The organism is Nocardia altamirensis NBRC 108246 (assembly GCF_001612685.1).
GTDB classification, from domain to species: domain Bacteria; phylum Actinomycetota; class Actinomycetes; order Mycobacteriales; family Mycobacteriaceae; genus Nocardia; species Nocardia altamirensis.
In genome coordinates this window covers 87,833-101,143 of sequence record NZ_BDAY01000012.1, presented here as the reverse complement: position 1 = coordinate 101,143, position 13,311 = coordinate 87,833, and the positions used below count along the sequence as shown (strand labels likewise).

At 66.3% G+C, this 13,311-nt stretch carries 10 protein-coding genes; 7 read left to right on the top strand and 3 right to left on the bottom strand.

Going from position 1 to position 13,311, the window contains the following annotated elements:
* Positions 1-78: 78 nt before the first annotated feature.
* Positions 79-963 (bottom strand): DMT family transporter, encoded by an 885-nt coding sequence (locus NA11_RS08850; protein WP_245745787.1) that lies wholly within the window; start codon positions 961-963, stop codon positions 79-81.
* A 98-nt stretch (positions 964-1,061) separates the two neighbouring features.
* Here NA11_RS08850 and NA11_RS08845 point away from each other — a divergent pair, with 98 nt between their 5' ends.
* Entirely contained in the window at positions 1,062-1,589 is a 528-nt protein-coding gene (locus tag NA11_RS08845; protein WP_069161331.1) for a CGNR zinc finger domain-containing protein, read from the top strand.
* A gap of 108 nt (positions 1,590-1,697) precedes the next feature.
* Positions 1,698-2,417 carry an alpha/beta fold hydrolase gene (locus NA11_RS08840; RefSeq protein WP_069161293.1) on the top strand — a complete coding sequence of 240 codons (720 nt, stop codon included), beginning with the start codon at positions 1,698-1,700 and terminating at the stop codon, positions 2,415-2,417.
* Positions 2,418-2,691: 274 nt separating this feature from the next.
* On the opposite strand, the gene NA11_RS08835 is transcribed toward NA11_RS08840, so the two are convergent.
* A complete protein-coding gene (locus NA11_RS08835; RefSeq protein WP_141717483.1) occupies positions 2,692-6,351 on the bottom strand; it encodes an ATP-binding protein in 3,660 nt (1,219 codons plus the stop codon).
* Positions 6,352-6,593: 242 nt separating this feature from the next.
* The gene (locus NA11_RS08830; RefSeq protein ID WP_069161291.1) at positions 6,594-7,979 is read right to left on the bottom strand and encodes a glycosyltransferase family 87 protein; all 1,386 of its coding nucleotides are present in this window, start codon (positions 7,977-7,979) and stop codon (positions 6,594-6,596) included.
* 214 nt (positions 7,980-8,193) lie between these two features.
* Between NA11_RS08830 and rpsF the strand changes: the two genes are divergently transcribed.
* The 5 genes from rpsF (at position 8,194) to NA11_RS08805 (ending at position 13,231) form a co-directional block, all read left to right on the top strand.
* Positions 8,194-8,481: a 30S ribosomal protein S6 gene (gene rpsF, locus NA11_RS08825; RefSeq protein WP_014989072.1), complete on the top strand. Its 288-nt coding sequence runs from the start codon at positions 8,194-8,196 to the stop codon at positions 8,479-8,481.
* Positions 8,482-8,570: 89 nt separating this feature from the next.
* A complete protein-coding gene (locus NA11_RS08820; protein WP_069161290.1) occupies positions 8,571-9,134 on the top strand; it encodes a single-stranded DNA-binding protein in 564 nt (187 codons plus the stop codon).
* Between the two features lie 58 nt (positions 9,135-9,192).
* Complete coding sequence (rpsR, locus tag NA11_RS08815; RefSeq protein WP_014989074.1) at positions 9,193-9,444, top strand: 30S ribosomal protein S18; 252 nt, start codon at positions 9,193-9,195, stop codon at positions 9,442-9,444.
* A gap of 17 nt (positions 9,445-9,461) precedes the next feature.
* Positions 9,462-9,914, top strand: a complete 453-nt coding sequence (rplI, locus tag NA11_RS08810) for a 50S ribosomal protein L9 (protein ID WP_069161289.1) — start codon at positions 9,462-9,464, stop codon at positions 9,912-9,914.
* 659 nt (positions 9,915-10,573) lie between these two features.
* Positions 10,574-13,231 (top strand): replicative DNA helicase, encoded by a 2,658-nt coding sequence (locus NA11_RS08805; RefSeq protein ID WP_069161288.1) that lies wholly within the window; start codon positions 10,574-10,576, stop codon positions 13,229-13,231.
* Positions 13,232-13,311 lie beyond the last annotated feature (80 nt).

The window sequence follows — 13,311 nt, the reverse complement described above, 5'->3', positions numbered from 1 at the left end:
CCCGAGTAGCGTCCGCCACCAGTTCCCACTTTCTTGAATCCACCGCGCGGTGCGTAACGTGTTCGCGGCGGTGCTGATTCAGCGCACTGCCAGTGCGGGCTGTGGGGCGGTAGCGGCGGGGCTCGACGGCTTGCGTGCGGCGAACACCAGACCGATCAGGCCGATCGCGAGGCCGACAACGGTCAAGGCGCCCACCGACTGACCGATCAGCACCCATGCCAGGAGCGCGGTGACCACGGGAGTGGCGAAGAACAACTTGCCGACCCTGGTCGCATCCCACTGGCGCAGCATCATGTTCAGCAGCAGGAACGCGGCGATCGAATTCACCAGCACCATCCAGGTGAGCGATCCGGCGAACCGCGCCACGTCCGATACGTGCGTCTGCCCGGTCGCCAAGGCCAGCGCGCCTGCGATGGGTGCACTCACCACCACGTGCAGCGCGGTGGACGCTCGCGGATCGACGTCGGGAACGTAGTGCTTCTGATACACCGTGCCGATGCTCAATCCGAGCAACCCGATCAGGCAGAGCACCAGGCCGATCAGCGAGAAACTCGACTGGTCGAGGACCGCCATCGCAACGCCGACGCCGCCGATACCGAAGCCGAACCACTGTCGCGCCGTGACGGTTTCGCCGAGCACTCCGGCAAACAAGGCGATGACGACCGGATTCAGACCCTGCACCAGCGCGATCACCGCGGCGGGCACATGGTTGCCCATCGCCGTGTAGAACGCGCCGAACTGCACCATCTGCATCAGCAGCCCGGCGACCGCGACGTGGCGCAGCCTGCGGCCGCGTGGCCAGGTCACGCGCACCATGACGGCGTACCCGGTGAGCAGCACACCCGCGATCGCGTAGCGCCCGAACAAGACAAGCATCGGCGGCGCGGCGCCGACGCCGACGATGCCCGCGATGAACGCGCTGCTCCACAGGACGACGAACACTGGCTGCGCGGCCATCGTCATGAATCGAGTCTGCACAGGCCCTCCTGAAATAACCGCCTTAGGTGGTTATCACCGTGGCAGGCTTCCACCTAACCTGTCAAGGTGGTTACTATGTGCAGGTGTTCACCTTCGTGAGTGGCAACCTCGCCCTCGACTTCGCGGGCACGGTCAAGGCCCGCACCGGGACAGCCGACGATGGCCTCGGCGCGCCCGCCGATCTCGCCGACTGGCTGGTCGCCGCCGACCTGCTCGACCGCGCCCCCGACTGCGACGCGGCCACCCTCGCCGCAGCCGTGCGCCTGCGGGAAGCCGCGTATCGCATGGCCGTCGCGAAGTCACGCGGCGAAGCACCCGCCGATGCCGACCGCAGGCTGGTGAACACCGTGGCCAAAGGCGAACTTCCGCAGATCGCCCTCGGCTCCGACGGCGCCATCACCCGCTCGGGCACGCCCGCCGCCGCACTCACCGCGATCGCCCGCTCGGCCATCGAACTGTGCGGCAGCTCCGCCTCGATCAAGGAATGCGGCAGGCCGGCATGCACCCGCCTGTACGTCGACGCCTCCCGCGGCGGCACCCGGCGCTGGTGCGACATGACCATCTGCGGAAACCGCGTCAAAGGTGCTGCGTTCCGCGCTCGGCACACCTAGGGGCGCTGAGCTGCACGTTCGGCGGACATTCAGACCACGTTCAGTCGGCTGAGGATGCTGTGGTCGATCGCCCGCGCAGGCGATCGGACGCGAACTTGGAGGAACTGAATGACCACCGCCCCGAATGTGTTGCTCGTGCACGGCGCCTGGGCCGACGGGTCCTGCTGGAACAGGGTGATCGAGCGGCTGAGCGACAAGGGTTTCGGCACCGTGGTGGCCAGTCAGCTCCCGCTGCGCGGGTTCGCCGAGGACGTGGCCGTCGTCGTCCGCGACCTCGACGCGCTGACCGGGCCGACGATCCTGGTCGGCCACTCCTACGGCGGTGCGGTGATCAGCCAGGCCGGCTCGGGCCGCGCCGACGTCACCGGGCTGGTGTATGTCGCCGCCTACGCACCCACCGCAGGCCAGTCCGCGTTCCAGATCAACCAGGAGTTCGGTGAGCAGCTGCCGAGCGGCGCCGACCTGGTGAACATCGGCACGGCCGATACCCCGGAGCTGATCATCGCCCGCGACCGCTACCACGCCGACTTCGCCGCCGACGCCGACCCGCGCGAGGCCGCGTTGCTCGCCGCCACCCAGAAGCCGACTTCGGTACTCTCGCTTGCCGGTTCGGGCACCGCGACGCCCGCGTGGGAAGCACTGCGGGACAACACCTGGTACCAGATCTCCACACTGGACGCGATGATCCCGCCCGCCCTGCAGTCCCGGATGGCGCACCAGGTGACCACCACGGACCACATCGTGTCACTGGTGACCGGGCACGCGTCGATGATCACCGCGCCGGACGCGATCGCCGACCTGATCACCCAGGCTGCCGCCGGCCAGTAGTCCACGGGTACAACGTCGTTCGGTGGACAACCCGCCGAAGTGAGATCATCCCGGGTAGGCGACCTCACCTGCGGTCGGCCGGCAGTCAACGGGTGCAACGACATTCGGTGGACACCACCAGCTCGGGGGCAGTCGGCGTACTGATCGCGCCTGAGTTATTGCCGCGCACAAGACCTTCAGGGCCTTCGACGGTCGGCGGACAACCCGCCGAACGGGGACCGGACCGGATGCGGTCGTCGACCTCACACAGGTTGCCAGACCCGCCGCGCACTCGTCACCCGGCGGACACCCCGCCGGGTGACGGCGGCGGCGTGGTGCCGAGCAGACCGGCGATGATTTCGAGATATCGTGCGGCACCGATGGTTTCGGCCATCGCATGGGCTTCCCAGCGCAGCTCGCGTGCGCTGTCGACGTCGCCGTGGTCCTGCCGGACGGCGGCCAGTTCCAGCAGAGCAGGAATCAGTTCGACCGGAGAGTCGTAGCGGCGCAGCAGGTCGACGGCGCGGGCAAGCATATCCGCGTCCACCCCGTCGGTATCGGTGACAGCCAATGCGCGCAGTGCCCTTCCGACGGTGCCTGGGGTATCCCAGCGCTGGGCCACGTCGAGCTCGGCGGTGGCCAGCTCGCGGGCGCGTTCGTGCTCACCGAGGCGCACCAGCTCGATGGCGGCCGAGCTGCGCCACGGGATGTGCGCCGGGTTGACAATGCCCACCGCGGCGGTGCGTCGGCCGCAGTCGAGGAAATGCGCTACCGCAGAACGGGAATCACCGCGCGCGGCGCAGAGCATGCCTTTGACGTGGATGACCACCGTCCACTCCCAGGTCTCCGGGTTGGCGTGCGCGGTCACGCTGGTGAGCCACCGTTCGGCCTCGACGAGTCGGCCGAGACCGAGCAGGGCGTGCGCATACTGGGCGACCAGCGCGAGCGGCGGCCGGATGGATTCGTCGCCGAGACTGCCGACCGCAGGGGCCACCTGGCGCAACGCCTCGCGGTAATCGCCACAGCGCAGCAGCGCTTCCGAATGCAGGACGAGGCGATAGACGTCGATGGTGCCGAAGTAGTGGTCCTTGCGCTGTCCGCTGAGTTGTCTGGCCAGCGCGAGATCGCCGGACCACATCGACAATTGGGCGAGTATCCCGACCAGTTGCGGCGGCAACGCATCCCAGCCGCGGGCCGGATCCGGTTCGGACGGGAACCGCGCCAGCGTTGCCCGCGCGGTGTACCGAACGTGGAAAGCATCGTCCCAGGTGAGCACCGCGGCGGTGATCTGATCGGCGGGCTCGACCGAACCGTCGGATCCGGGAGCCCCGATGCGAGGGAGCGTGGCGATGAATTCCTGCCACGTCGCCGCCGTCAGCGCGGCGACCGCCCACGAGGCGGCTCGAATGTTCCTGGCCGCCCTCGGGTCTCGCGCCGCCGTCTCGGCATGCACCGCGTCGATCAGCGCCATCGCCGCGGTGGCCCGCCCATGGGTCGCCAAGGTCCAGGCCAGCGGCATGAGGGCGGTCGGCGCGACGCGGCGGTCACGTTCGCTGCCGAGCGCCGCCTCCAGGTGCACGCGGGCCGCCGCCGGGTTGGTCCACAGTTCCAGCTGACCGAGCCGGACCAGGATGTCGTCCCGGTCGGCGGGCGCGGCGATCCGCAACGCCACCTCGAGCTGGCGCACCGCGTCGGCGATCATGCCGTGGCGCAGGCCTTCCTCGGCGGCGTCGAGCAGCACCACTGTCCAGCGGGCGTACTCGGCCCCGGTCAGGTCACGCAGGTAGGTCGCGACCTGTCTGGCCGAGTATCCGGCGATGCGCGCCTGTTCGGCCGCGGCGACGCGGAAGCGGTCCGCGTCCTCGCGGCGAACGAGCCAGCGAATCGTGTTGCCGACCAGCGGATGTGGAAAAGACGGCGGCGACGCCGTTGCCAAAATTCCTGCGGCGGTAAGTAATTCACAGCGGTCCCGGACCACGTCCGCCGGTTCGGCGCAGGCGGCGGCGAGCACATCGATGGTCGGTGTGACGTCTTGCAGGACAGCGAGTGCCGTCAGCATGACGACGCCGCGCGGCGAGAAGCTGCCGAGCAGTCGCCTGATCGAGCGCGAATAGCACCCGTCGGGCAGATAGTCCGGCAGCTGCCCCTGGTCGCGCAGCGTGGCCAGATCCGTGATCAACGCACCCGCCAGCAGCGGGATGCTCGCCGTCGCCTGCTGAATGTCGGCGGCCAACCCTGGCGGGCACTCGGTCCCGGTGCGCAGTGTGTACAGCCGCTCGATCGCGCCGATGCTGAGACCACTCAGCCGGACGATCGCGACGGCGGGCGGCTCCAGCTTCGCGTGCAGATCGAGAATCGCTGGTTCCCACGATCTTTCGTCCAATGCCAGCACCAGCAGCACCGGCATTCTGCGCAGCCGTGGCGCCGCGGCTGCGAGCACCCGCGCCGACCGTTCATCCATCTGCTCCGCGTTGTCGACGAGCACGATCAGTGGACGCTCCGCAGAATCGCGAGTCAACGTGGCGCACAACGCTTCCGCCACCTGCGCATCGGTGTAGGCGACGGCAAGTCCCGGGTCGCTTTCCCCGGCCAGCTCCGACACCAGGCCGAGAGTCGGTGCGGCACCCCACGGTGTCGACAGGTCGATCCGCCGCGCACCGGGCACTCGACGACCGACCTCATCGAGCAGTTGCGTTTTGCCGAGTCCTGGTCGCCCCGAAATCACCAGCAGCCCACCGCCACCGGCTCCGGTCTGGTCCACCCACGCCGCGATCCGAGCCAGCTCCTGCTCACGTTCGAAGACCACCGGTGCCGCCTGGTCGGGCAACGCGACCGGCTCCAGCCGTAGCGCCGCCACCGCGGCGAACCGATCATCCGCCACCGGCTGCTCATCGCTATCATCCGAAATACTCTGTGCACCAGGACTATTCACTGCATCGACGGCGGGGGCTCGAATATCTGACTCGGTGCGTGCGTTGTCTCCGATCACGGCTGACGACCTGGCAGCTGTCAGACCATTGCCCGTCTTGCCGTGACCGACCACGACATCCGACATACCCGCACCGGACAGGATCTGTTCGTGCAGCGCACGCAGCTTCGCACCTGGCTCGACGCCGAGCCGATCCACCAGCAGAGCCCGAGTTTCCCGGTAGACGTCCAGCGCCTCGGACTGCCGGCCCCGCGCGTACAACGCGCGCATCAACACCGCTCTCGGGCCTTCCCGCAACGGATGTTCCGCGGTGAGCACCCGCAGACGATCGATGACCTCATCGGAACGACCAAGTGCGACAGCGACATCGAGGCTGTCCTCGACGACGGCGAGTCGCCGCTCCGCCAGTGCCTCGCGCTGGCGTTGCGCGAACGGGCCAGGCAGGCCTGCCAGCGGTTCGCCTGAATAAAGCGCAAGCGCCTGCGCGTACCGGTCTTCGGCGCGCGCCAGATCACCGGCTTCGCGCGCCCGGCCCGCCTCGCCGACCAGCCGGTCGAACACACCGAGGTCGGTCTGTTCGTCCGCGATCCGCAGCTGATATCCACCGTGCCCGGACAACAAGACGACGGGTGGCGTCCGGGGCTTGCGGTCCGGCTCGAGCACCCGGCGCAGCGCCGACACATAGGTCTGGATCACGCCGACGCCACTGGCCGGCGGCACATCGTCGTACAGCGCGGCAAGCAGACTCGACGCCGAGACCCATTGCCGCCGCCGAAATGCCAGTACGCACAGCACCGCACGGCGCTGCGGCGGGCCGAGCGGAAGGACCTGATCGCCGCGGCGCGCCTCAACGCCGTTGAGCAACGTCAACCGCACGGCGGCAGGCGAGTGCGCATCCGCTTGGTCCATCCCGTTCTCCACCGCCTCGAAATCGCCGTCTGCTCGACGCGGCCAGACGCAGTCGTGCCCAACTCCCGCCGGGTCGAGCGAATGCGAGGCAGCCACCTCATCGATACCACGGGACAACGCCGCACCTCATGCCCGCAGCCCCACCCGACCACCGAAGAGGAGCGAAGACGCGCCCAGTGAGGCCAGCGTAAACGGACAAAAGACCAGACGGGGTGCGCCCCTCGGCTGATCGGCGGCAACCACCGCCCGACACTGCGCCGCGGGCACGACCTCGGTCAGCGCGCGAGCTGGGCGTTCGGCAAGTCTCGGGCAACTGACGCAGGTGCGCGCAGTGATGCACCTCGCACGGTGCGCACGACCTACCCGACCGGGATCAACGCGCCCGGCGCGAAGCGCGGAATGGGTGGCAGCACCGGACGGAAGCCGCGTGGTGCGGCACGCATGAACAGCACGAACAGGGCGACCAACAGGATGGCCCTGCCCCACACCCCGAACTGCACGACCTTCTCGGTCAACTCGTACGGTCTACCGGTGCCCAACGCGTAGAAGTATCGGAACACCCCGATCCCGAGCGCGGCGTCGGCGACCAGATAGGCGCCGATCACCGACCACGGCACCTCGAGCAGCACGAGGAACGGCACCAACCACAGCGTGTACTGCGGCGAATGCACCTTGTGGAACAACAGGAATCCGCACAGCATCGCGGCGCTCACCCCGACCCACGGGAACACCCCGGTCGCGGCGTAGCGCTTCCAGCCGAGCCACATGGCCAGCGCGAACGCGGCGAGTACCAGCGTCGGCGACGCGACCGACACGATCTGCTGGAAGGACGACTCGCTCTCGGTGTCCGAACCGAACAGCGGCCGAAGTCCCCAGTACCAAATGGAATTCGTGGTGATATCGGCCTGACGCAACTGCTGGAAGGTGATCGACGCGCGCCAGCCCTCGTAGCCGGCGAGCGCGAACGGCAGGTTCACCGCGATGACGGTGCCGATCGCCGCACCAGCGGCCATCAGCGCGCCGCGCACATCGAGACCGCGCTCGTCGGGGTCACGCTCGACACCACCGGTCAGCACGTACGCCAGCAGCGGCAGCACGAAAATGCCGGGATAAAGCTTGAAGCAGAAGCCGAGACCGAGCAGCACCGCGGCCAGTATTCCCCTGGTGCGCAACGAATATCGGGTCAGCGTGGCAACCACGTACACCGCGGCGACCGCCATGCACACCACCGGAAGTTCCCAGTTGTGGAAGGCGTAGAGCACCAGTGGCGGCCCCGCCGCCCACAGCAGTGCCGCTCGACCCGCGAGCCTGGAAAGCATCCAGGCGGTCAGCAACGCGAACGGCGCCAGCAGCAGCGCGGAGTGCTGCAGGAATTCGGCGTCGTTGTCCGCGCCGAGCGCGCCGAGCCACATCAGCGTGCCGCTGAGCACCGGATATTCGACAGCGCCGCCGACAAGCGTGCCGTCGTCGGTGATGCCGCCATGGACATAGGGAAAGACGTGCTCGTTGATGTCGCGGCCGAGCCAGAGGAACTGGATGTCGGAATAACAGACGTTCGAATCCTTGGTGTTGTCGAAGATCGAGCTTCGACCCTCCGCGTCGAACGGCGCTCCCGCGCAACGGGCCTTGTTCGCATACCCGAGCGCGAGCGTGAGCCCGCACAGCACCAACACCGCCGCCGCCAGCGCTACACGGCGGGTCACGCGGCGCGCGAGCAAGTCGCGAGTGGCGAGTCCGGTCGACATGGGGACCACCCTAAGCGGCGCAGGCATCGCTTGCCGGTAACTCTCGTGCGAATATCGGCGCGACGTCCGGCTTCCGGCGGACCCAGCGCTCTGCTCGGACCTGGTTTCGCTGGTCACCGAGGGGTCAGGTAGCCTATTCGGGTTGCTGACGCAACGACCCTCCTGCCACGGACCGTCCGTGGCCGTTTCCTAGTCCACAGGAGGTGATTGGTCCGTGCGTCATTACGAAGTGATGGTTATCCTCGATCCCAGTCTGGACGAGCGCACCGTTGGTCCGTCTCTCGAGACGATGCTCAACGTGGTTCGTACCGAAGGCGGCAAGGTCGACAAGGTCGATATCTGGGGCCGCCGCAGGCTTGCCTACGAGATCGCCAAGCAGGCCGAGGGCATCTACGCGGTGGTCGATCTGACCGCGGAGCCCGCGACCGTGAGCGAACTCGACCGCCAGCTCGGCCTGAACGAGTCGGTGTTGCGCACCAAGGTTCTGCGCCACGACAAGTAGTCCCGCAAACCTCGATTGCGTCGGAGTCTGTCTCTAGGCTCTAGCGCAACAGCGAGACGCGGACTGCAACCCCGAGCAGGAGGAACCACATGGCAGGCGACACGGTCATCACCGTCATCGGAAACTTGACGGCCGACCCCGAGCTTCGATTCACGCCCGCGGGAGCGGCGGTGGCCAATTTCACCGTCGCGTCGACTCCCCGGATGTTCGACCGTAATTCGAACGAATGGAAAGACGGCGAAGCCCTTTTCCTGCGCTGCAATATCTGGCGCGAGGCTGCGGAAAATGTCGCCGAAAGCCTGACCCGGGGTTCCCGAGTCATCGTGAGTGGGCGGCTGAAGCAGCGCTCCTACGAAACCGCTCAGGGTGAGAAGCGCACCGTCGTCGAGCTCGAGGTCGATGAAGTCGGCCCCTCGTTGAAGTACGCCACCGCGAAGGTCAACAAGACCAGTCGCGGCGGCGGTGGCGGTGGTGGTGGCTTCGGTTCCGGCGGCAGCGGTGGTTCCGGCGGCGGAGGCAACTTCGCACCGGCAGGCTCCGGTTCCGGTGGTGGCAGTGGGCGTTCCGGCGGTGCCGAGGACGACCCTTGGGGCAGTGCGCCCGCGGCAGGCTCCTTCGGGGGCGGCCGCATGGATGACGAACCGCCGTTCTGATAACGGCACTCATAGGCCCACTTCGCGTGGACCATCAATGATTACGGAGTAAACGACCATGCCTAAAGCGCCCGCGCGCGAAAAGGTGCTCAAGAAGAAGGCCTGCGCATTCTGCAAGGAAGCCAAGTCCGGAATCGTCAACATCGACTACAAGGACACGGCACTGCTGCGTAAGTACGTCAGCGATCGCGGCAAGATCCGCGCCCGCCGCGTCACCGGCAACTGCGTGCAGCACCAGCGTGATATCGCGGTTGCCGTCAAGAACTCGCGTGAGGTGGCCCTGCTTCCTTACGTGTCGACGGCTCGCTGAGTAAGGGAGGCACGCAAATGAAGTTGATTCTGACTGCTGACGTGGACAACCTCGGTGCGCCCGGCGACACCGTCGAGGTCAAGGACGGCTACGGCCGTAACTACCTGCTGCCGCGCGGCCTGGCGATCGTTGCCAGCCGTGGCGCCGAGAAGCAGGTCGCTGGCATCCGTCGGGCGCAGGACGCGCGCAAGGTGCGCGACCTGGACCACGCCAACGAGCTGAAGCAGGCCATCGAGGGCCTGACGTCGGTCTCGTTGTCGGTGAAGACGGCGGGCACCGGCAAGCTGTTCGGCTCGGTGACCCAGGCGGATGTCGCCGCGGCCATCAAGTCGGCAGGCGGACCCGTGCTCGACAGGCGCAGCATCGAGCTGCCGAAGTCGCACATCAAGTCGATCGGCAAGCACGGCGTCGTGGTGCACCTGCACCCGGACGTGGTGGCCAAGTTCGACCTGCAGGTCGCTGCCAGCTGACGTAATACACACCGCTGAGACCACTCCCGTGTTCGGCACGGGAGTGGTCTTCGGCTGTGCGATTCTGCCCACCTTTTCTGATAACTGATTGTTAGCGCGGTGGGCAGCCTTGCCATACGGAACATTCTCGGTTAATCGTCGCTGGTCATCGGGGTCGTATGCGAGCGGCCTGTGGATTAGTAGAGAAACCGACCGGTGGCAATGTGATTCAGTTCATAGCCGTCACCCGTGCTGTTAACCCAACACGCCCGGCTGTTCAACTTGACCGACACGCCGCGACTTTATTAATCCACACGTGGATAGATCAGGAAATCGATATCTATCTGCGGGTTCTGGTCGAATGACCTGGGTTTTCCCCAAGTAGTACACAGGGGGTGCACACGGTTAGGTGAACAGTCCCCAACTTATCCACAGGTGTGTGCACAGTAGGGTTTGGCGACCACCCGCGAGGTCGCCTAGGTTCGTCGCTACGACGTGAACACGGGGCAGAGCACGTCCGGAATCCGTGGATTTCACAACGGTAGCTGGAAGCCGCAGGTGGCACCAACCATCGCGCGGCAGACCGCCGCTGCCGCTGCGGCAGACGTGTCGTAGCCCGAGAGTAGAACCAGTCATCAATAGGGTGAGCCCGGTGGGTGGAGAGAGGACGGTCGAGTCGCATGGCAGTCGTCGATGACCGCGGACACGCGAACTTCCCGCCCGAACCGCCCGGCGAAGATTTCGGGCGCCAACCCCCGCACGACATGGCGGCCGAACAGTCCGTGCTCGGCGGCATGCTGCTCAGCAAGGACGCCATCGCCGACGTCATCGAAGTGCTGCGGCCCGGCGACTTCTACCGTCCCGCACATCAAGCCGTCTACGACACCATCCTCGATCTCTACGGTCGCGGCGAACCCGCCGACCCGGTCACCGTCTCGGCAGGCCTCGACCGCCGCGGCGAACTCAAACGCATCGGCGGCCCGCCCTACCTCGTCACCCTCACCCAGACCGTCCCGACCGCGGCCAACGCAGGCTTCTACGCCGAAATCGTCGCCGAGAAGGCGATCCTGCGCCGCCTCGTCGAAGCAGGCACCCGCATCGTCCAATACGGCTACGCCGGCGCCGACGGCCAAGACATCGCCGAGGTCGTCGACCGCGCCCAAGCCGAGGTCTACGAGGTCACCGAACGCCGAACCACCGAAGACTTCATGCCGCTCGAGGAACTCCTCCAGCCGACGATGGACGAAATCGACTCCATCGCCAGCCGCGGCGGCATCTCCCTCGGCGTCCCCACCGGCTTCACCGAACTGGACGAACTCACCAACGGCCTGCACCCAGGCCAAATGATCATCGTCGCCGCCCGACCCGGTGTCGGTAAATCCACGCTCGGTATGGACTTCATGCGTAGTTGCTCGATCAAGCATGGGTTGGCCAGTGTCATTTTTTCGCTCGAGATGAGTCGCACCGAGATTGTGATGCGGCTGCTGTCGGCGGAGGCGAAAATCAAGCTTGGCGATATGCGTTCGGGGCGGATGAGTGACGACGACTGGACGAAGCTGGCGCGGCGGATGAGTGAGATCAGCGAAGCGCCACTGTTCGTCGACGATTCACCCAACCTGACGATGATGGAGATTCGGGCGAAGGCGCGGCGGATGAAACAGCGCCACGACCTGAAACTCGTTGTGGTGGACTACCTCCAGCTGATGACCTCCGGCAAGAAGGTCGAATCCCGCCAGCAGGAAGTCTCGGACTTCTCCCGAAACCTGAAGCTGCTCGCCAAGGAACTCGAAGTTCCAGTGATCGCGATCAGTCAGCTGAACCGTGGTCCGGAACAACGAACCGACAAGCGACCGATGGTGTCCGACCTTCGCGAATCGGGTTGCTTGCCTGCGTCGACACGAATCCTGCGGGCCGACACCGGTGGTGAGACCACGCTCGGGGAGCTGTTGGCCAGTGGCGAACAGCCGCTGGTGTGGTCGCTGGATGAGCGAATGCGCATGGTTGCGCGTCCGATGGTGAAAGTTTTCCCCAGCGGACGCAAGGAAGTGTTTCGCCTGCGCCTCGCCTCCGGGCGAGTAGTCGAGGCCACCGGCAACCATCCGTTCTTGACCGTCGACGGCTGGATCGCGTTGGAGAAGTTGGCGATCGGCGACCGTCTGGCTACGCCACGCCTCGTCCCAGAGCCCGTGCAGACCACTCGGATGCCGGACGCCGAAATCATCCTGCTTGCGCACATGATCGGCGATGGTTCCTGCGTCAAACGGCAGCCGATCCGCTACGCGAGCGTCGACGAAGAAAACCTCAGCGCAGTCACCGAAGCCGCCACCCACTTCGGTGTCACCGCGGCGCGCGACGAATACGCGGTTGCCCGCGTGACTACGCTGCGCCTGCGCGCGCCCGAGCAACTCACCCACGGCAAACGCAATCCCATCGCGGCGTGGCTCGACGAGCTCGGGCTCTTCGGCTTGCGCAGCTACGAAAAGTTCGTCCCGCAACAGATTTTCGCACTGCCCAACGACCAAGTCGCACTCTTCCTTCGCCACCTGTGGGCTACGGATGGCTCCGTGCGCTGGGACGCCAAGGGTCGACAGGCTCGGGTGTACTACGCGTCGACCAGCCGCCGTCTCATCGATGACGTTGCGCAGCTACTGCTTCGAGTCGGTGTCCACGGCCGCATCAAGCGGGTCACCAAGACCGGCTATCGAGATTGCTGGCACCTGACCATCGACGGGGCGGACAACCAGACCGCTTTCCTGCAGGATGTCGGCGTCCACGGTGCTCGTGGACAAGCCGCGCAGGTCGCGTTGGCCGAGCTGGCCTCGATGGTGCGCAATACCAACGTCGACACGGTGCCCAAGGAAGTGTGGTCCAAGGTCCGCGGCCTGCTCGCCACCAAACAGATGACCCACCGCGAATTCTCGGCGGCCATGGGCTCACGCTTCTGCGGCTCCACCATGTGGAAGAAGTCACCGAGCCGTTCCCGCCTGGCGCGGGTTGCCGCCGTCCTCGAAGACGCCGACATCGACATGTTGGCGACCAACGATGTCTTCTGGGACAAGATCGTGGAGATCACCGGCCTCGGCGAACAAGACGTCTACGACGGCACCGTTCCTGGAACGAATAACTTTGTGGCCCAAGGGATTTCAGTCCACAATTCGCTGGAACAGGATGCCGACATGGTCATCCTGTTGCACCGTCCGGATGCGTTCGAACGGGACGACCCGCGTGGTGGTGAGGCCGACTTGATTGTCGGCAAGCACCGTAATGGTCCGACTGCGACCATTACCGTGGCGCACCAGCTGCACCTGAGTCGGTTCGTGGATATGGCGCGCGGCTGAGAGAGCGGTTTGTCGCGTCTCGGAGGTTGTGGTGGCGGCTCAGGGTGTTTGGTGGTGACGTGGCGGATCTGCCACGTCAC